General features: G+C 62.2%; 20 protein-coding genes. 14 read left to right on the top strand and 6 right to left on the bottom strand.

What is annotated here, in order from left to right; all coding sequences use genetic code 11:
* Positions 1–238 precede the first annotated feature (238 nt).
* The 10 genes from AC245Y_RS32470 (at position 239) to AC245Y_RS32425 (ending at position 9,344) form a co-directional block, all read left to right on the top strand.
* Positions 239–1,261 carry a LacI family DNA-binding transcriptional regulator gene (locus AC245Y_RS32470; RefSeq protein WP_017997192.1) on the top strand — a complete coding sequence of 341 codons (1,023 nt, stop codon included), beginning with the start codon at positions 239–241 and terminating at the stop codon, positions 1,259–1,261.
* Positions 1,262–1,299: 38 nt separating this feature from the next.
* Positions 1,300–2,253 (top strand): ABC transporter substrate-binding protein, encoded by a 954-nt coding sequence (locus AC245Y_RS32465; protein ID WP_017997191.1) that lies wholly within the window; start codon positions 1,300–1,302, stop codon positions 2,251–2,253.
* Positions 2,250–3,071, top strand: coding sequence for an ATP-binding cassette domain-containing protein (locus tag AC245Y_RS32460; RefSeq protein ID WP_012760062.1), 822 nt, complete (start codon positions 2,250–2,252; stop codon positions 3,069–3,071). Before AC245Y_RS32465 ends, AC245Y_RS32460 begins: the two co-directional genes overlap by 4 nt.
* Positions 3,068–4,072, top strand: coding sequence for an ABC transporter permease (locus tag AC245Y_RS32455; RefSeq protein ID WP_017997190.1), 1,005 nt, complete (start codon positions 3,068–3,070; stop codon positions 4,070–4,072). Before AC245Y_RS32460 ends, AC245Y_RS32455 begins: the two co-directional genes overlap by 4 nt.
* A 4-nt stretch (positions 4,073–4,076) precedes the next feature.
* Entirely contained in the window at positions 4,077–5,156 is a 1,080-nt protein-coding gene (locus AC245Y_RS32450; protein WP_012760064.1) for a phosphotriesterase family protein, read from the top strand.
* Positions 5,157–5,193: 37 nt separating this feature from the next.
* Entirely contained in the window at positions 5,194–5,967 is a 774-nt protein-coding gene (locus AC245Y_RS32445) for a glutamine amidotransferase (RefSeq protein ID WP_017997189.1), read from the top strand.
* Positions 5,968–6,005: 38 nt separating this feature from the next.
* A complete protein-coding gene (locus AC245Y_RS32440; protein ID WP_012760066.1) occupies positions 6,006–6,848 on the top strand; it encodes a BtpA/SgcQ family protein in 843 nt (280 codons plus the stop codon).
* A gap of 2 nt (positions 6,849–6,850) precedes the next feature.
* Positions 6,851–7,498, top strand: a complete 648-nt coding sequence (locus AC245Y_RS32435; protein WP_017997188.1) for a TenA family protein — start codon at positions 6,851–6,853, stop codon at positions 7,496–7,498.
* Positions 7,499–7,521: 23 nt separating this feature from the next.
* Positions 7,522–8,415 carry a ribokinase gene (locus AC245Y_RS32430; RefSeq protein ID WP_017997187.1) on the top strand — a complete coding sequence of 298 codons (894 nt, stop codon included), beginning with the start codon at positions 7,522–7,524 and terminating at the stop codon, positions 8,413–8,415.
* A gap of 95 nt (positions 8,416–8,510) precedes the next feature.
* Complete coding sequence (locus tag AC245Y_RS32425) at positions 8,511–9,344, top strand: inositol monophosphatase family protein (protein ID WP_026157694.1); 834 nt, start codon at positions 8,511–8,513, stop codon at positions 9,342–9,344.
* 18 nt (positions 9,345–9,362) lie between these two features.
* Here the strand turns inward: AC245Y_RS32425 and AC245Y_RS32420 are convergent, their stop codons facing one another.
* From AC245Y_RS32420 to AC245Y_RS32405, 4 genes are read right to left on the bottom strand one after another with little or no spacing between them, the layout of a single operon-like run.
* Positions 9,363–10,442 (bottom strand): ABC transporter ATP-binding protein, encoded by a 1,080-nt coding sequence (locus tag AC245Y_RS32420; protein WP_020487150.1) that lies wholly within the window; start codon positions 10,440–10,442, stop codon positions 9,363–9,365.
* A gap of 31 nt (positions 10,443–10,473) precedes the next feature.
* Positions 10,474–11,301, bottom strand: coding sequence for an ABC transporter permease (locus tag AC245Y_RS32415; protein WP_017997184.1), 828 nt, complete (start codon positions 11,299–11,301; stop codon positions 10,474–10,476).
* Positions 11,298–12,188 (bottom strand): ABC transporter permease, encoded by an 891-nt coding sequence (locus AC245Y_RS32410; RefSeq protein WP_017997183.1) that lies wholly within the window; start codon positions 12,186–12,188, stop codon positions 11,298–11,300. Before AC245Y_RS32410 ends, AC245Y_RS32415 begins: the two co-directional genes overlap by 4 nt.
* Positions 12,188–13,333: an extracellular solute-binding protein gene (locus AC245Y_RS32405; RefSeq protein WP_017997182.1), complete on the bottom strand. Its 1,146-nt coding sequence runs from the start codon at positions 13,331–13,333 to the stop codon at positions 12,188–12,190. Before AC245Y_RS32405 ends, AC245Y_RS32410 begins: the two co-directional genes overlap by 1 nt.
* 185 nt (positions 13,334–13,518) lie before the next feature.
* Between AC245Y_RS32405 and msrA the strand changes: the two genes are divergently transcribed.
* On the top strand, positions 13,519–14,028 hold the full coding sequence (msrA, locus tag AC245Y_RS32400) for a peptide-methionine (S)-S-oxide reductase MsrA (protein WP_012760071.1): 510 nt from the start codon (positions 13,519–13,521) through the stop codon (positions 14,026–14,028).
* Between the two features lie 6 nt (positions 14,029–14,034).
* Here the strand turns inward: msrA and AC245Y_RS32395 are convergent, their stop codons facing one another.
* Positions 14,035–14,907, bottom strand: coding sequence for a LysR family transcriptional regulator (locus AC245Y_RS32395; protein ID WP_017997181.1), 873 nt, complete (start codon positions 14,905–14,907; stop codon positions 14,035–14,037).
* A 93-nt stretch (positions 14,908–15,000) separates the two neighbouring features.
* On the opposite strand from AC245Y_RS32395, the gene AC245Y_RS32390 reads away from it, so the two are divergent.
* From AC245Y_RS32390 to AC245Y_RS32380, 3 genes are all read left to right on the top strand, one after another.
* On the top strand, positions 15,001–15,786 hold the full coding sequence (locus AC245Y_RS32390; protein ID WP_012760073.1) for an SDR family oxidoreductase: 786 nt from the start codon (positions 15,001–15,003) through the stop codon (positions 15,784–15,786).
* Positions 15,787–15,813: 27 nt separating this feature from the next.
* Positions 15,814–16,512: a ribonuclease activity regulator RraA gene (locus AC245Y_RS32385; protein ID WP_017997180.1), complete on the top strand. Its 699-nt coding sequence runs from the start codon at positions 15,814–15,816 to the stop codon at positions 16,510–16,512.
* Between the two features lie 269 nt (positions 16,513–16,781).
* Positions 16,782–17,666 (top strand): protein-L-isoaspartate O-methyltransferase family protein, encoded by an 885-nt coding sequence (locus AC245Y_RS32380; protein WP_012760075.1) that lies wholly within the window; start codon positions 16,782–16,784, stop codon positions 17,664–17,666.
* Between the two features lie 154 nt (positions 17,667–17,820).
* Here AC245Y_RS32380 and AC245Y_RS32375 read toward each other — a convergent pair whose 3' ends face one another.
* Entirely contained in the window at positions 17,821–19,110 is a 1,290-nt protein-coding gene (locus AC245Y_RS32375; protein ID WP_020487149.1) for an amidohydrolase family protein, read from the bottom strand.
* Positions 19,111–19,125: the final 15 nt, after the last annotated feature.

Genomic DNA, 19,125 nt, shown 5'->3' with positions numbered 1-19,125 from the left:
CTTGGAATTGTCATAAAATCGAACCCGGCGACGCCGTCGAGCCAGATCTCGAAAGCATCACCGGCGACTGGCTGCGCGACAAGCTCGACCGGACGATCGCCTGAGGGCCTGTCCGGTCGAGCTTCGATCGGATCGCAAGAAAAACGAATGCCGCACGATCATCGCTGTTGACAACGGGGCACAATCGATATTGTCTTGTAAAGCGGTTTACTAAACCGCTTTACAATAGGTTCAGTCAATGGCCAAGGGAACGACACCAAGTCTGAAGGATGTTGCGGCAGCGGCCGGCGTGTCGATCACCACCGTGTCGCGTTTCGTCAATGGCAGTCTCGATCTTCCCTTTCAGACCAAGAAGCGCATCGAGGATGCGATCAAGACGCTGAACTACCGGCCGAACCCGCATGCGCGTCGCTTAAGCAGGGGGCGCTCGGATACGATCGGCCTCGTCGTGCCCGATATCGCCAATCCCTTCTTCGCGACGCTCGTCGCCGCCGTGGAGCAGGCGGCCGATGAAAAGAAGCTCGCGGTCTCCTTGCACGCCACCCTCAACCGGCCGGGACGCGAGATTGAATATCTGCAGCTGATCGAGCGCAATCACGTCGACGGTCTGATCTTCGTCACCAACCACCCCGACGATGGCGCGCTTGCCGCGCTGATCAACGGCAGCGGCAAGGTCATTATCGTCGATGAGGACATTCCCGATTCGAAGGCGCCGAAGCTATTCTGCGACAATGAGCAGGGCGGCTATCTCGCCGGTCAGCACCTGGCCGAACAAGGCCATCGCCATGTCCTCTTCATCGGCGGCGACGAGCGTATGATCAGCGCCCGCAGGCGCTATGACGGCCTGCTGAAGGCGCTCAGGGAGCGGCATGGCGGCGAGGCCCGAGCCGATCGCTATGCCGGCGAATATACGATCGAATATGGCCGTGCGGCGGCACTCGACTATCTCTCCGGAGACCGAAAAGCGACGGCGATCTTTGCCAGCTCCGACGAGATCGCCATCGGGCTGGTCGAGGTCTTCAGAAGCCGAGGCGTCTCGATCCCAGGCGACATCTCAGTCATCGGCTTCGACGACGTCGGTCCGCTTCATCTCTTTGCGCCGCCGCTGACGGCCATCCGCCAGCCGGTGCGTGAGATCGGCCGGCGGTCGCTGGAGCTGCTTCTGGAAACCAATTGGCACGAGTGGAAACCATCCGCCTCGGAAGAACTCCTGCCTGTCGAAATCGTGGTGCGGAACTCCGTTGCGCCGCCTGCGAAATAATAATCAGCAACGTCAAAAAACCAAAAGAGGATGAGAACATGACACTGAATTTGACAAGACGAACGATGATCGCAGCCGCCGGCTTCACGGCATTGACCTTCATCGGCCTGTCCAGCGCCGCGGCGCAGGAAAAGAAGACTGTCGCGCTGGTGCAGATCAACCAGCAGGCGCTTTTCTTCAATCAGATGAATGAGGGCGCCCAGAAGGCGGCCGATGCCGCTGGCGTCAAGCTGGTGATCTTCAACGCCAACAACGAGACGACGGCGCAGAACAGTGCCATCGAAACCTACGTCCAGGAAAAGGTCTCCGGCCTTGCCGTCGTGGCGATCGACGTCAATGGCATCATGCCGGCGGTCAAGCAGGCGGCCGATGCCGGCATTCCGGTCGTCGCCATCGACGCCATCCTGCCTGATGGTCCGCAGAAGGCGCAGATCGGCGTGGACAATGCCGCAGCCGGCGGCGACATGGGCAAATACTTCCTCGACTACGTCAAGGCGAACATGGGCGGCAAGGCCAAGCTCGGCGTTGTCGGAGCGCTGAACTCGTTCATCCAGAATATCCGCCAGGACGGCTTCGAGAAGACCCTGAAAGGCGTCGACGGCATTGAAATGGCCGGCGTCGTCGACGGGCAGAACATCCAGGACAACGCCCTTGCGGCGGCAGAAAACCTGATCACCGCCAATCCTGACCTGACCGCGATCTACGCCACCGGCGAGCCGGCCCTGATGGGGGCGATCGCCGCCGTCCAGAGCCAGGGCAAGCAGGATAAGATCAAGGTGTTCGGCTGGGATCTGACTGCCGAAGCCATTGCCGGCATCGATGCCGGCTTCGTCGTCGCCGTCGTCCAGCAGGATCCGGCCGCAATGGGCGGTGCCGCCGTCGACGCGCTCGTCAAGGCCTCGGCCGGCGAAGCCGTCACCAAGACGATCTCGGTGCCGATCACCATAGTGACCAAGGAGAATGTCGAGCCGTACCGGGCCGTCTTCAAATGATCGAAAGCGGACAGCGTGACATCGCTGCCGCCGGTTCCGGAGGCGTCGCATCCTCCGGAACCGGAACATCCGGCGGCACCCGATCCGACCCGCGCATCTCGCTGCGCGGCATCCGCAAGTCGTTCGGCTCGCACCAGGCCCTGCGCGGCGTCGATCTCGACATCTTCCCCGGCGAATGCCTGGGCCTTGTCGGCGATAACGCCGCCGGCAAATCGACGCTGACGAAAATCATCTCGGGAACCTACATTCCCGATGCCGGCACGATCAGTATGGAAGGCGAAGAGGTTCGCTTCTCCGGCCCCGCGGATGCGCGTGGCAGAAACATCGAAATGGTGTTCCAGGATCTCAGTCTCTGCGACCATATCGATGTCGTAGGCAATCTCTTCCTCGGCCGCGAACTCAGCCGCGGGCCGTTTCTCGACACCAGGACGATGCTGTCCGAAGCCCGCAAGATGCTGGATTCGCTTGAGATCCGCATCCCGAGGCTGACCGGCAAGGTCGCCCAGCTCTCCGGCGGGCAGCGTCAGGCGATCGCGATCGCACGCGCTGCCTCCTTCAAGCCGAAGGTGCTGATCATGGACGAGCCGACGTCGGCACTTGCCGTCGCCGAGGTCGAAGCGGTTCTGGCCCTGATCAACCGCGTCAAGGCGAACGGGGTTTCGGTGATCCTCATTACCCACCGGCTGCAGGATCTCTTTCGGGTCTGTGACCGAATTGCGGTGATGTACGAGGGCACGAAGGTGGCCGAACGGCAGATCGGTAGCACCAATCTCGAAGATCTCGTCAGGCTGATCGTCGGTGAAGGAGCCAGACAATGACGGCTTATACGGAACGCGGCCACGGCTCGCGCGTCGCCGATTTCTTCGGCGAACACGCACAGGTCCTGTCGATCGCCATCTTCTTTCTGGCCTGCATGATCTTCTTCTCGATCGGCAGCGAAACCTTCTTCACGCTCGGCAACATCCTGAACATCGTGCGGCAGGCTGCTCCCATCCTGATCGTCGCCATCGCCATGACATTCGTCATCATCACCGGCGGCATCGATCTTTCGGTCGGCTCGCAGGTCGCCCTCATCAACGCGGTCGCGGCGATCGTTATGGCGATGGGTGTTCCCTGGCCGTCGGTGGTCATCGGCATGATCGTGCTCGGCGGCTTCATGGGACTGGTCCAGGGCTGGTTTGTCGCCTATCAGGGCATCCCGGCCTTCATCGTGACACTTGCCGGCCTATCGATCCTGCGCGGTCTGGCGCTCTATCTGACCCAGGGCTATTCCATTCCGATCAAGGATGCGCCGGGCTTCTTCGCGCTCGGCCGGGGCGAAATCCTCAGCTTCCCGATCCCCGCGGTCATCGCCGTCATCATCGCCATTCTCGGTTACGTCGTTATCACCGCGACCAAGTATGGCCGCCAGGTCGTGGCGGTCGGCTCCAATGCGGAGGCGGCGCGGCGTGTCGGCATGCCCGCCAAATGGATTATCGCCTCGGTCTATATCATCTCCGGCGTCGCCTGCGCCGTCGCCGGCCTGTTGATCGCCGCTCGCCTCGGCTCCGGCTCGTCCAATGCCGCCGTCGGCTTCGAGCTGCAGGTGATCGCGGCCGTCGTGCTCGGCGGAACGTCGCTGATGGGCGGACGCGGCACCATTCTCGGCACCGTACTCGGCACGCTGACCATCGCCGTCATCGGCAATGGCCTGATCCTGATGCACATATCGCCGTTCTTCACCCAGATCGTCACCGGCGCCATCATTCTCGTCGCCATCTGGCTGAACACGCGCATCTTCACGGCCAATTTCCATTTCCGGCTGGGCAGGAAAGGATGAAGCTATGAGCGAACAGGCAGCAGAAAGCCTGTCTGAAGCGCATGTCCGCTCCGGCAAGGTGATGACCGTCACCGGCCCGATTTCGGCGGATGCGCTCGGCGTGACGCTGATGCACGAGCATATCCTCAACGATTGCCGCTGCTGGTGGCACGCGCCGAAGACACCGGAACGGCAATATCTCGCCGAAAGCTTCGTCTGCATGGAGATCCTCGGCGAACTCCGGCAGGACCCCTTCGTCAACAAGCACAATATCACGCTCGACGACGAACATCTGGCGGTGACCGAACTCAAGGATTTCGCCACGGCGGGCGGGCGCACCGTGGTGGAGCCGACCTGCAAGGGCATCGGCCGTGATCCGCTGGCGCTCCAGCGCATCTCGAAAGCATCCGGCCTCAACATCGTGATGGGGGCGGGTTATTACCTCGGCTCCTCGCATCCGGAAGGCGTCGCGGCAATGAGCGTCGATGAGATCGCGGGTGAAATTGTCCGCGAGGCGAGGCAAGGCGTCGACGGCACCGGCGTCAGGATCGGCCTGATCGGCGAGATCGGCGTCTCCTCGGATTTCACCGCCGAGGAGGAAAAGTCGCTACGCGGTGCGGCGCGTGCGCAGGTGCTGACCGGGCTTCCCCTGATGGTGCATCTGCCGGGTTGGTTCCGTCTCGGCCACCGCGTGCTTGACGTGGTCGCCGAAGAGGGGGCGGATCTCCGCCATACCGTGCTTTGCCACATGAACCCGTCGCATGACGACATCGCCTATCAGAGCGAGCTGGCGGAGCGTGGCGCCTTCATCGAATACGACATGATCGGCATGGATTTCTTCTATGCCGACCAGCAGGTGCAATGCCCGAGCGACGAGGAGGCGGCGCGTGCGATCGTGCGTCTCGTCGAGGCCGGATATCTCAACCGGATTCTTCTGTCGCATGACGTCTTTCTGAAGATGATGCTGACGCATTACGGCGGCAATGGCTACGCCTATATCCTTCGCCATTTTCTTCCCCGTCTGGAGCGGCACGGCCTCGATAGGACGGTTCTCGACGAGATGATGCGCGGCAATCCGCGCCGCGTCTTTCATGCCGGAGCGTAGCTCCATCCAATCAATCGATCACAGGTAACCGCAGACCATGACCAAGAAAATCCTCCTTGTCGGCGAGAGCTGGGTCAGCTCCGCCACGCATTACAAAGGCTTCGACCAGTTCGGCAGCGTCACCTTCCATCTCGGCGCCGAACCGCTGGTGAAAGCGCTCGCCGCCAGCGCCTTCGAGCTCACCTATATGCCGGCGCACGAGGCAGTGGAGAAGTTCCCCTTCGATATGGCGGGGCTCGATGCCTATGACGCCATCATCCTCTCGGATATCGGCGCCAATTCGCTGCTGCTGCCGCCGGATGTATGGCTGCATTCGCGCACGGTGCCGAACCGGCTGAAACTTCTGAAGGCATGGGTGGAAAAGGGCGGCGGCCTGCTGATGGTCGGCGGCTACTTCTCCTTCCAGGGCATCGACGGCAAGGCGCGCTGGCGGCGCACCCCCGTCGAAGACACGCTGCCCGTCACGTGCCTGCCTTACGACGACCGCGTCGAGATCCCCGAGGGCACGGTTGCCGAGGTGGTGAAGCCGGAGCATCCGACGGTGCAGGGGCTTGAAGGCGCCTGGCCGGTGCTTCTCGGCGTCAATGAGGTCGAAGTGCGAGCCCGCGCCGATGTCGAGATCGTCGCGCGCCTGCCCGAGGATCAGGGCGGCCATCCGCTGCTCGTCGTCGGCACGCATGGCACTGGCCGGACGGCGGCCTGGACGTCGGATATCGGCCCGCACTGGCTCTCGCCCGCTTTCTGTGAATGGGAGGGCTACGGCCGGCTCTGGAAGAACATCCTCGGCTGGCTCACCGAAAAGCAGGCGTGATGTCGGCACGCGCCAGGAATTGGAAAGGGAGGAATGACATGCAGGAAATTTCGGACAGGCCGTCCCACGCCATCAGGGATATCTTCGGCAGGGACAAGGTTCTGATCGGCATGATCCATTGCCCGGCCTTTCCGGGCGCGCCGCGCTACCGGGGGGCTGCGATGAATGCGATTTACGACGCCTGCATGCGCGACGCCGAAGCCTGCATGGAAGGCGGCCTGCATGGGCTGATCATCGAAAATCACGGCGATGTGCCGTTTTCGAAGCCCGAGGATATCGGCCCCGAGACGACCGGCTTCATGTCTGTCGTCACCGACCGGATCGCGCGCGCGGCCGGCATTCCGCTCGGCGTCAACGTGCTGGCCAATGCGCCGATCCCGGCTTTCGCCATCGCCATGGCCGGTGGCGCCAAATTCATCCGCGTCAATCAGTGGGCCAATGCCTATGTCGCCAATGAAGGTTTTATGGAGGGCAGGGCCGCCGAAGCCATGCGCTACCGCTCGCTGCTGAGGGCCGAACACATCAAGGTCTTTGCTGACAGCCACGTCAAGCATGGCAGCCACGCCATCGTCGCCGACCGTTCGATCCAGGAGCTGACGCGCGATCTCGCCTTCTTCGATGCCGACGGCGTCATCGCCACCGGCCAACGGACCGGCAATTCGGCAACGATGGAGGAGATCGAGGAAATCGGCGCGGCGACACACCTGCCGCTGCTCGTCGGCTCCGGCGTCAACAAGGACAATATCGTCGATATTCTCGCCCGCACCAATGGCGTCATCGTTGCGTCTTCGTTGAAACACGGCGGCGTCTGGTGGAACCCGGTCGATATCGAGCGCGTGCGCGCCTTCCGCGCGGCGGCCGAACCGGGCCTGGAGGGCTGAGCATGGCGGCAGAGAGCCTTTCGGCCCGCATCCTGCGCGAGAACAACGCTGTCCTTGGCGCGATGCTGAACCACCGCTTTGTCGAGGACGTGAAGAACGACAGGCTGAGCAAGGAGGCTTTCGAGCGTTATCTCGTCTATGAAGGCGCCTTCGTCGACAGCGCCATCTCGATCTTCGCCTATGCGGCGGCGACCGCCAACACCATGACGCAGAAGCGCTGGCTGATCGCGGTTCTCGACGCGCTTGCCAACGAGCAGATCGCCTATTTCGAACGCACCTTCGCCGGCCGCGGCATCGATCCCTCGTCCTTCGACACCGGCATCGCCGAGGTCGAGGCCTTTCGCGCCGGCATGTTGGAAATCGCTCGCCAAGGCGGCTTCCTCGACACGGTCGCGGCGATGTTTGCGGCCGAGTGGATGTATTGGACCTGGTCGAAGGAAGCAGCTAACCGCCCGATCAGCGATCCCCTCTTGAAGGAATGGGTCGACCTGCATGTCGATCCGAATTTCGCCGCCCAGGCGCAATGGCTGAAGAATGAACTCGACATGGCAGGAGAAACGCTGGAAGAGGATGAGAAAGCGCGGCTCAGCGCAATCTTCGGCCGGGCGATGCAACTCGAGATCGATTTTCACGATGCGCCTTATCTTTAGCTTCACCTTGCGAAAGCGGATGCATGCGCGCCTACATAGTCGGTAACGTCGCCATCGACGAAACCATCGCCGTCTCCGAACTTCCCGTTATCGGTGCCTCCATCCTCGGCAATGCCGGTGGCAGCGATCTCGGCGGCAAGGGCACGAACCAGGCGGTCGTCATGGCCCGCTGCGGCGTTCCGACAACGCTGGTGGCGCCCATCGGCAGGGATGCGAGGGCCGATACAATACGCCATTACCTCGCGGACGAACCGCTTCGGAGCGAACTGATCGAAATGGAAAATGCATCGAGCGATGTCTCGATCATCTTCCGGCTGCCGGGCGGCGAAAATGCCATCGTCACGACGACGGAAGCGGCGCAGAGCCTGTCCCTGTCCGATGTCAGGCGGATCCTGTCGACGGCCGGCCCTGGCGATCTTATGATGCTGCAGGGCAATCTGTCCGACCAGACGACCCGCGATATCCTGGAGCATGCAAGAGCGATGGGCATGGTCACCGCCTTCAACCCCTCGCCGGTGCGCTCTTATTTCTCTGATCTTTGGGGGTTGATCGACATCGCCTTCCTCAACAAGGGCGAGGCGCAGACCCTGACGGGAACGACGGGCGGGCAGGCTGCCGAATATCTGCTAAGCCGGGGCCTGCGAGACGTCGTTCTGACGCTCGGCAGCGACGGCGCGATGCTCGTGAACCGGCACGATAGTGTCGAAGTACCGGCCCAGGTCTGCGATGTTGTGGATACAACGGGCGCAGGCGATACCTTCATGGCCGCAGCACTGGCATCCTGCGTGATGCGCGGGCAGAGGCTGGACCGTCTAGCCATCGAACACGCAGCCGCGGCCGCAGCCATCACCGTCTCAAGACATGGAACAAGAAAGGCGTTTCCGACCACTTCCGAGCTTGAAGCGATCCTGAGATAACCGGCACGGTGTGACGAGCGCTTCATAAAACCATCATCAGCCTCTGCGAAGGGATGGCTTCTCGCGATTCCCTCCGCTACATCCGGACCTTCCTCATGACATCACCCTCGATTACCGCGCGTCTTTCCCCGACCGCCTCGTCCCGCCTCGTTGTGCTTGCCGAAACGGTATTGAAGGCGGGCGAGACCGCCCGTGGCTCGCTGCGGCGACGAACGTCGGCAGAAATGCTCGCCAAGGCGCCGCGCGATTATCAGACCGAAATCGATGTCGCCGTCGAGCGGATCATCGTCGACGAGATGACGAAGGCCTTCCCGGACTATGCCATCCAGGGCGAGGAAGCCGTCGGCAACCGCACGGCGGGTCCAGAAACGCCGATCATCTACATCGACCCGATCGACGGCACGACCAATTACGCCTGGGGCATTCCGCATTTCGGCATGACGATCTCGATCGTCGAAGGCGGCAGGCTCGTCATGGGCGTCGTCTATGACGCCATGCAGGACGAGCTGTTCAGCGCCGAGATCGGCGGCGGCGCTTATCTCAACGGCGAGCGTATCCGCTGCGCCGATGTCGGCGACATCGAGAATGTGCTTGTCGGCGCCGGGCTGCCGATCCCCGGCCAGGTCACGGCGGTTGCGGAAGCGACCTATTTCGAAGCCATCAAACGGCTGATGGCCAATACGGCGGGTTTGCGCCGCCTCGGCTCGGCAGCCTTGTCGATCGCCTATGTCGCCTGCGGCCGGCTGGACGGATTCTTCGAGGACGGGCTCGCGATCCATGATTTCGGCGCCTCGGCGCTGCTGGTCGAAGAGGCGGGCGGCATCGTCACCCGGTTTTCCGGGGCCGAAGTCAACGGGCAGGGCGATATCCTTGCCGCCAGCAAGGCGCTGCATCCCTGGCTGCTGGAAGGCTTCCAGAGCAAGGCGTGAACCGGCGCGCCCGAGCGTCTAAACTCGCAGGAGCTCTTCGATCTCCACATCGCCCTTTGCCGGCATCGACTGATGGACGAGCTCGTTGTCGCGGAAGACGAAAAAGCCGGCGAAACGCGGCTCGACCCTCATCCCGGCCCGGATGCGATCGTCCGGCGCCACCATCGCCTTCAGACGGCTGCCGTCGGCAAGATCGACATCGACCATCTTGTGGGTGCCGAAATCGACGATGCGATGGACTGTCGCGGCATCGACCCGCTCCGAGGGACGGATGGTCAGCGCTTCCGGGCGGGCGGCCAGCGTCACCGGCCCATCCTCGACAGGAACCGCAAGCGGGAAGAGCGGATGTTCGCAGACGCCGTTTCTGGTCTGACTCTGGACAAAATTCATCGAGCCGATGAAACCGGCGACGAAGGCCGTCTGCGGCTGCCGGTAGATGGTGCTCGGCGGCGCGATCTGTTCGGTGCACCCGTCGCGCATGACGACGATGCGGTCGGCGAGCGCTAAGGCCTCGTCCTGGCCATGGGTGACGAAGAGCGTGGTGATGCCGAGGCGCTGCTGAATATCGCGCACTTCCTCCCGCAGCCTTTCTCGTAAGTGCTGGTCGAGGCTGGCGAAGGGCTCGTCGAGCAGAAGGATCTTCGGCTCAAGCACCAGCGAGCGGGCAAGCGCGACGCGCTGCTGCTGACCGCCTGACAGTTGCGTCGTCATCCGGCGGCCGTAGTCGGCAAGGCCGACCAGCGCAAGCGCATCCTCGACACGCTCACGGATTTCGGATTTCGGCAGCCGGCGGAGCTTCAGGCCGAAGGCGATGTTGTTGAAGACATCCATGTGCGTCCAGAGCGCATGGCTCTGGAATACCATACCGGTCGGGCGTCGCTCGGGCGGCAGCGTCGTCACATCCTTCGCGTCGATGCGGATCGTTCCGCCGCTCGGGCGCTCGAAGCCGCCGATCATCCTGAGAAGCGTCGACTTGCCGGAACCGGATGGGCCAAGCAGGCAGACGAGTTCGCCGTCGCCCACTTCGAGCGAGAAGTCGCGAACGGCAAAGGTGGTCCCGAACAGCTTCGAAACGCCCTCGATCAAAAGATGTGCCATTCTCAAACCCTTCCTTGAACTGGTACGCGCCTCATGCGCCGAAGCCTCGTGCGAATGCGCCGGTGCCGATCACGCGGCGGGCAAACATCAGCGCGATGAAGGACGGCACCCACAGCATGACTGACAGTACGGCGCCGTATTGCACGACGATCTGGTTGTTGATGAAGCTGATCATCAGCACCGGCATGGTGCGGATCTGAGGCGCGCCGATCAGCCAGGCACCTTCGGTCTCGTAGAAGGTGCCGACGAAGGTCAAAAGCAGTGCGGCTGCGATCGTGGGTCCGGCCTGTGGCAGGGTGATCGACCAGAAGACGCGCAGCGGGGTTGCGCCGGCATCGCGCGCCGCCTCTTCCATGCGCCGGTCGACATTCTGGAAGGCTGCGACCGGAATCCAGATCATCAGCATCAGCGTGCCGACAAGCTGGATCAGCACGACGCCCCAGAAGGTGCTGATCAGGCCGAGCTGCAGAAAGATGCCGGCAATGGCGACGAGCAGGCCGAATTTCGGAAAGGCATGCGATGCGAGGAAGGAGAGAAACAAGATATTCCTGCCGGGAAAACGCATGCGCGCGAAGGCGTAAGCGGCGGGAAGGCAGATGATGGCGGAGAGCAGGGTCACCGTCGCCGTCAGCCGCAGGCTGAGGAAGAGCGCGTCCCAGACATCCCCGCGCGCCAGCGTCTGGCCCCAGAAGCGCAGGCCGAATTGCTGCGGGATCACCGAGGGATAACGCCAGACCTCGGTGAAGGCCCAGGTTCCGACGACGATCAGCGGCAGCGCGATGAACAGCGTCAGCAGGCATGCGAAGAGCAGGCCGATCCAGTCGAAGCGCAGGCCGAAGCCCGATCTGCCCGCATTCATGGCTGGGCCTCGCGGTTGCGGGCGATCGACCTGATATAGAGGATGCCGAAGATCAGGCAGAAGCCGAATGTGATGACGGCCTGGGTCATGGCGTTCAGCGGGTCGTTCATGTCGGCGAAGGTCCGCTGCATGAACGGCCCCATCATCTCCGGCGACGCCCCGCCGAGTACATAGGGAAGGGTGAAGGCGGAGAAGATGCCGAGCACGGCGAAGGAAGCGGTCACCAGCAGCGAATTGCCCATGCGCGGCAGAATGATCGAGATGAAGACACGAAGCGGCCTTGCGCCGACATCCCTTGCGGCTTCGACGGCGCTGTTCGAGACGGAGGAGAGCCCTGATGTCAGCATCAGGACCGTCAGCGGGAGATTGTCCCAGACGAGGCCGATGACAGGCCCCCACGGCGTCAGATAGGGGGTGCGCAGCTTGGGCAGGCCGATGGCGTTCAGCAGCAGGTCGACGGTGCCGTTCGGCCCGATGGTGCGGATCAGCGCATAGGCGAGAATGATCGACGGCACGAACATCGGGAAGATTGCCAGCGCCTGCACATAGGCGGCAAGACGCCCTTGCGAGAAGCGGAGGTAAAGCGCGATCGGAAGGCCGATCGCCAGAAGCAGAATGCCACAGACGGCAGTGGTCCAGAGCGTCAGCCACAGATTGCCGAGGCTGTAGCCGTCGGTGAAGAAGAAGCGGTAGGAGGCAACAGAAAACTCCGTCGCGCCGTCAGGGCCACGAACGAAGATCGTGCCGAAGACCGCCGAAAAGATCGGGAAGACGATCAGCCATGCGAGCAGGAAGACCGGCAGGGCAACGAGGAGGAGCCCGATGGAGCTCCCCCTGTTGATGGACCGGTGACGACGCAGAACCGCCCGTGCAATGTCAGTGGACATCAGGTGCGGCTGATGCCTGGAGCGACGTTGCGATACCAGCCGTCATTGATCGTCGTTTCCCAATTGCCGCCTGGGAAGGTCGGAATGGTCGACGGAATGACGTCGGCATATTTCTTGCGAAGGTCGTCGGAAATGTGGTCCCAGGAAATAGCCGGGAAGCCGCCGATCTCGGTGATGATCGCTTCCTGCATTTCCTTCGTCAGCATGAATGCGGCCAGCTTCAGGGCCGCATCCTTGTTGGCGCCGTTGGAGAAGACGGTGATGCTGGAGAAGCCGCCGCAAAGGGCGAGATCGGTAAGCTGCACCAGGCCGGTCGTATCAGGCAGCACACCCTGGGAGATCGCCTGCAGCACCTGGTCCGACCAGACCGGCACCATGGTGACGACGCCCTGGGCGAGCAGCTGGATCGACTGGGTGTTGCCGGCTGTATAAGCGCCCTTGTCGTAGAGCGCAGGGGCGAGGTCGTTGAGGATCTTCCAGGCCGGCGTCAGCGTCTCAGTGGCGAAGTCGGCGGTGAAATTGTCGATCTTGAACTTCTTCGGATCGCGGCCGTTCGCCTCATGGATCGCGCGGCGAACGAAGTTGCCGCCCGAACCGCCCTTGTCGGGTCTGTTGTAAATGAACTGGCCCGGATTGGCCTTGATCCAGGCGGTGAGCTGATCCCAGCTCTTCGGTGCATCCTTCGGATCGAGCTTGGTCTTGTCATAGGCGAGCAGGACCTGCGAACCACGATAGGGCAGCGAATAGGGCGTGTCGAAGGCAAGCGGGTTGATGCGGTCGTAACCGTCGACGTTTTCGGCGGAGAACTTGACCCAGAGCCCGGCGTCGATGCCGCCGGACGGCAGCCGCGGATCGAACTGCTCGAAAAGATCGGCCTGCGGATCGGTCTTCGTCTTCAGCGCGGCGAGCGCGCGGTCGCCGATGGCGCGCAGTCCATTATTGTCGCCGGCATCGGTCACCTTCAGGGCAAGACCCGGATGCGCTTTTTCGAAGGCCGGGCGGATGACGTTGTTCCAGAGGTCGACGATATTGGCATCCGAACCACTGTAGAGATCGATCGTTCCGGCCGCAGCCGATGCGAAACGCGGAAGAGCCAGCAGACCGGCTGCAGCGGACGATGTGATCAGAAATTCGCGTCTATTCATAACCCGTCTCCATCAGGTGTCGAGGCTGCGCCTCCGCAGGATGTCTGGGGCCTTGCTAGCGCCGGCGCGTAACATCGACATGACAGGGGCGGGCGTATCGGCGGAAAATTGCACAGCTGTGCTCTTTGCACCGTGTGGAAATCGGCGGCAGGAGACACTATCTCTTGCGGAAAAGGAGATATCCAATGACCGAAGAACGTGCAGTCCTCGCCGGTGGTTGCTTCTGGGGCATGCAGGACCTCATCCGCCGATACAAGGGCGTGATTTCGACCCGCGTCGGCTATACCGGCGGCGATGTGCCGAATGCCACCTACCGCAACCACGGAACCCATGCCGAGGCGATCGAGATTATCTTCGACCCCGCAAGGATCAGCTATCGGGAAATCCTCGAATTCTTCTTCCAGATCCACGACCCGAGCACGCGCAACCGCCAGGGCAACGACGTCGGCTTGAGCTACCGCTCGGCAATCTTCTACGTCACCCCTGAGCAGGAGCGCGTCGCCAGAGATACGATCGCCGATGTCGATGCATCGGGCCTCTGGCCCGGCAAGGTCGTCACCGAAGTCGTGCCGGTCAGCGATTTCTGGGAAGCCGAACCCGAGCATCAGGATTATCTGGAGCGGATTCCGAACGGCTATACCTGCCATTTCGTCCGGCCCGGCTGGAAACTGCCGGTCCGCCAGAAGATCGCCTGAAATTGATCAGGCTCCCATCGCCGCGCGGCTGGTTTCCAGAAGCGCGGCGACGAGATTTGTCCTCGGCGAGGATCGCGTCACCACGATGCCGACGGTGCGCACGGCGGACGAGCGGGGCAGGGGCAGCTTGAGGATATCAAGGCCAGCCGGCCAGGGCGGCGCCCAATCCGGCACGATCGAGATTCCGAGACCGCGGTCCACCATCACCGCGATTGCCTCCAGCGCGTCGAGCTCATAACGCTCGACCGGGCGGATGCCGATCTCGCGCAGATACTCGTCGGCGATGTGGCCACCCCACTGGTTGCGGTCGTAGCGGATGAAGGGCAGGGTCTGCAGCAGTTCGAGCGGATCCGCCCCTTCGCAATCCCGCGGAGCGATCAGCACCAGCGGTTCCTGGCGCAGTTTGTTGAAAGTCAGCGTCTTCTGCATCGGAAATCGCGGCTCGATGATGAAGGCCGCATCCAGCGCGCCGTTTAAAACCTCGGCATAGAGGTCCATCGACGCGCCCGGCTTGAGGAAGATCTCGATCAGCGGGTAATCCTGGGCGAGACGGTGGAGAATGTCGGGAACGAGGCCGGTCAGCGCCGTATTGATCGCACCGATCCGCATCTCGCCCGAAATCGTCGCCGTACCGGCCATCGCCTTCAGGTCGCGTGTGTCGCGCACCAGATCCCTGCAGCGGTCGAGAATGGCAAATCCCGCCTCCGTCGGCCGCATGACGCGGCCGGAGCGCACCAGCAGCCTCATCCCGAGCTCGGCCTCCAATGCGCGGATACGCTGGGCAACAGCCGCAGGCGTGAGGTTCAGCCGCTGGGCGGCCTCCGCCAGCGAGTGCCGCTCGGCAACGACAATGAAAGTTTCGAGAAAACGTGTGTCCATCGATAGTTTTTCTATCTCTTGAACGAAGCAGAAGCGATATTTTATTTACGATCCATTGCTCCGAAAGATGGCCCGACCATATGAGGAGATGAAATGGATTTCGGCCTGAAGGACAAGACGGCCCTGGTGCTTGGCGCCGGCGGCGGACTGGGCAGCGCGATTGCCGTCAAACTTGCGCGCGAAGGCGCCAGAATTGCCGCAGCGGATATAGATCTCGCCGCCGCTGAGAAGACCGCGGCTTCGGTTGAATCCGAAGGCGGTAAGGCGCTGGCGCTGCAATGGGATCTCTCCGATCTCGGATCGATCGATGCGCGTGTCGCTGCAATCGAGCGCCAGTTCGGACCGGTCGATATCCTCATCAACAATACCGGCGGCCCGCCGCCGACCACCGTCTCCGGCCAGGATCCGACGCTCTGGAACCAGTATTTCCAAAGCATGGTCCTCTCCGTCATCGCCATTACCGATCGCGTGCTGCCTGAGATGCGGGCGCGCAAATGGGGGCGCATCGTCACCTCGACCTCGTCGGGCGTGGTCGCGCCGATCCCCAATCTCGGCCTCTCCAACGCGTTGCGCCTGTCATTGGTCGGCTGGTCGAAAACGCTGGCGCGCGAGGTCGGACGCGACGGCATCACCGTCAACATCGTCCTGCCGGGCCGGATCGCCACCGGCCGCATCACCTTCCTCGACGAGCAGAAGGCCAAACGCGAAAGCCGCTCCATCGATGACGTCGTCGCAGAAAGCACCGGCAGCATTCCGCTCGGCCGCTATGGCCGGCCGGAAGAATATGGCAATGTCGTCACCTTCCTGGCGAGCGAACCTGCCTCCTATCTCACCGGATCGGTGATCCGCGTCGATGGCGGCATGATCCAGAGCATCTGACAGAAACCGAATTGGAACCGAATACCGATGGCCCTCAACGCTGAAGCGATAGCAACTCTCAAGACCGTCTCGACGGCGACCCTGACGACCGTTCTTCTGAAGAAGGGCCTGCGGAACGTCTGGATCCGCGGCGCCGTTCCCCTGAAGCCCGGCCAGCCGCGCATCGTCGGCCCGGCCTTCACCCTGCGCTTCGTTCCGGCCCGCGAAGATCTGGCGACGCCGGCATCCTGGGCCTCGCCGATCTCGACCCGCGCCGCGATCGAAGCGATGCCGGAAGGCTGTGTCGCCGTCGTCGACGCGATGGGCGTCACCGATGCCGGCATCTTCGGCGATATCCTCTGCGCCCGCATGCAGAAGAGAGGCGTTGCCGCACTCGTCACCGACGGCGTCGTGCGCGACCTTGCCGGCGTGCTCGACACCAATCTGCCGGTCTGGTGCCGCGGCGTCGCAGCACCCCCATCGGTCGCCGGCCTTACCTTCGTCGCCTGGCAGCAGCCGATCGGCTGCGGCGGCGTGGCTGTTTTCCCTGACGACATCATCGTCGTCGACCAGGACGGCGCGGTGCTGATCCCAGCCGATCTGCTCGACGTCGTGCTGACAGAAGCGCCGGAACAGGAGCGCATGGAAGCCTGGATCATGACCAGGATCGATGAAGGCGTATCGCTGCCCGGCCTCTACCCGATGAACGCCGAAACCAAGGCGCTTTACGAGGCCTCGAAGAAGTAAAGCACCGGGCCAGGGCGGATTGTAGTGGGCACGGTTTCGCCCAGCCCGTAACCCAACGTGAATTGCTTTGCGACAGAAATTTCCCCGATTTTTCTGCGGTGGCGATTTTTGTCGCGAACTTAGGATTTTTGCAACATTTGAACGGCCGGCTCCGACCCCATCTCGGCCGTTCATGGCAGGAGGCGAGGACGCCTAGAGCGGACTTTGCAGGTCGACATTGACTTGGATCATATCTGTCACATGTTTCGGGACTTTCGCGACAGGAATCCATGGAGTCGGTTCTGCCGATGACACCTGATGAAATGAAGATCGTGCGGCGAGCTTATGCGAAGCAGATCACGGCGGCTGCGAGAGTTGCCGATGAGCGTGTTGAAACAGCTTTTGCCGAAGTGCCGCGGGAAGATTTCCTTGGTCCCGGTCCGTGGCCGATCTTCCGAATGCGAAAAGCCTATGTTCCGACCCCGGCCGCCGACCCGGTTTACCTCTACACGGATGACGTTGTTGGTATCGTCCCTGAGCGCCACATCAACAACGGACAACCGTCACTTCATGCCTTCCTGCTTTCGCAGGCTGCGCCGCGAGCGGGCGAGCATATCGTGCATGTTGGCGCTGGTGCCGGCTACTATTCTGCGATCATGGCGAAACTCGTTGGCGCATCCGGCAAGGTGACGGCGATCGAGTTCGAGCCGGAGCTTGCCGCACGCGCGAAAGCAAATCTCGCTCCCTATCCGAATGTTTCCGTAGTTCCGGGCGATGGCAGTTCCGTGGCTTTCGATACAGCCGATGTGATCTATGTGAACGCGGGCGCGACCCGGCCCGCGAATATCTGGCTGGACCGGCTCAATAATGGCGGAAGGCTGATCCTACCGCTTACGACCGATCTTGGATTTACCAGCAGCAATTGGAGCAACATGCACCTTCGCGGTGCGGTGTTCCTCGTGATGCGCAGGGGTGAGGAATTTCACGCGCAATGGATTTCGCCGGTCGCCATCTTCCCCTGTGAAGGAATGCGCGATGAGGAATCGGAAAAAGCGCTCGCGGCGGCGTTCGAAAGCGGGGAGCACAAGCGGGTGACCCGGCTGTATCGTACTGATGAGGTGCCGGTCGAGCGATGTTGGGTTCGCGCTCCCGGCTGGTGCCTAGCCTATGCTTAGGAGACGGTTCGGCATCATACCGTCGCGTAATTCCTAAATTCCGCGACAGTACCGGAAGCTCTGATTTTCCAGGGATTTTCTGTCGCCTTCGCGGCCCTTTTGTTTTGGCGCAGATGGAAGCTCCTCCGGTAAGCCGGAAAGCCTCCGCAGCATCTCAATAACGAGGCACGTAATCCAACCCGCCGTCGATCCGTGCCGGGCGTCCGTCGAGGAAAAGCTCGCCGATGCGCGGCGCCGAGCGGGCGATGACCTTGCCGCGGCGGATGACCGCCAAGCGGTTCGGCTTCAGCCGCAGCGCTTCCAGCGTGTCGCTGGCCTGGAGGATGACGAGGTCGGCGTTGCATCCCTTTTCCAAGCCGTAATCTGCAAGCCCCATCGTCTTCGCCGAATTGACGGTCAGTGCGTCGAAGATCCTCTTTTTGTCGTCGATGCCGGCCATCTGCGCGACGTGAATTGCCATATGGCCGACCTCCAGCATGTCGCCCGATCCCATCGAATACCAGGGGTCCATGACGCAATCGTGCCCGAAGGACACGTTGAGCCCGGCGTCCATCAATTCCCTAACGCGGGTCATGCCACGGCGTTTCGGATAGGTGTCGTGCCGGCCCTGCAGCATGATGTTGATCAGCGGATTGGGGATGACGTTGATCTCGGCCTCCGCCATTAGCGGAATGAGCTTGGAGACATAATAATTGTCCATCGAATGCATCGAGGTCAGATGCGAGCCGGCAACGCGCCCCTGCAAGCCGAAGCGGATGGTTTCAGCAGCCAGCGTCTCGATATGGCGCGAAAGCGGATCGTCGGTTTCGTCGCAATGGATATCGACAGGCAGGCCGCGATCGGCGGCGATGCGGCAGAGCGCCTCGACGGACGCCGTGCCTTCGCCCATCGTCCGTTCGAAATGGGGAATGCCGCCGACGATATCGACGCCCATGTCGAGGGCCCGGTTCAGCGCATCGATCGCGCCCGGCGAGCGGTAATAGCCGTCCTGAGGGAAGGCGACCAATTGCAGATCGATATAGGGCGCTACCTTTTCGCGAACCTCGATCATCGCCTCGACGGTCACCAGCCTGGGATCACTGGTATCGACATGGCTGCGGATGAAGAGCAGGCCCTGCGTGACCGCCAGATCGCAATAGCGCAGCGCGCGATCGACCAGTTCCTCCTTCGTCACGATCGGGCGCAGCTCCCCCCAGAGCGCAATGCCTTCGAGCAGGGTGCCGGACACGTTCATGCGCGGCAGGCCGAGCGATAGGGTGGCGTCCATATGGAAATGCGGATCGACAAAAGGCGGACTGACCAGCCGGCCGGTCGCGTCGATTTCTTCTCCCGCCTGCGCCTGGAGATTACTCTCAATGGCAACGATCTTGCCGCCCTGGATGCCAATATCAATACCCTTTCGGCCATCGGGGAGATTTGCATTTCTGACGATCAGATCGAACATCGGAGCCTCATTGAG

This window comes from Rhizobium sp. SRDI943 (assembly GCF_057653695.1).
The sequence above is the reverse complement of the archived record's forward strand: the minus strand, read 5'-3'. Positions and strand labels throughout refer to the sequence as shown.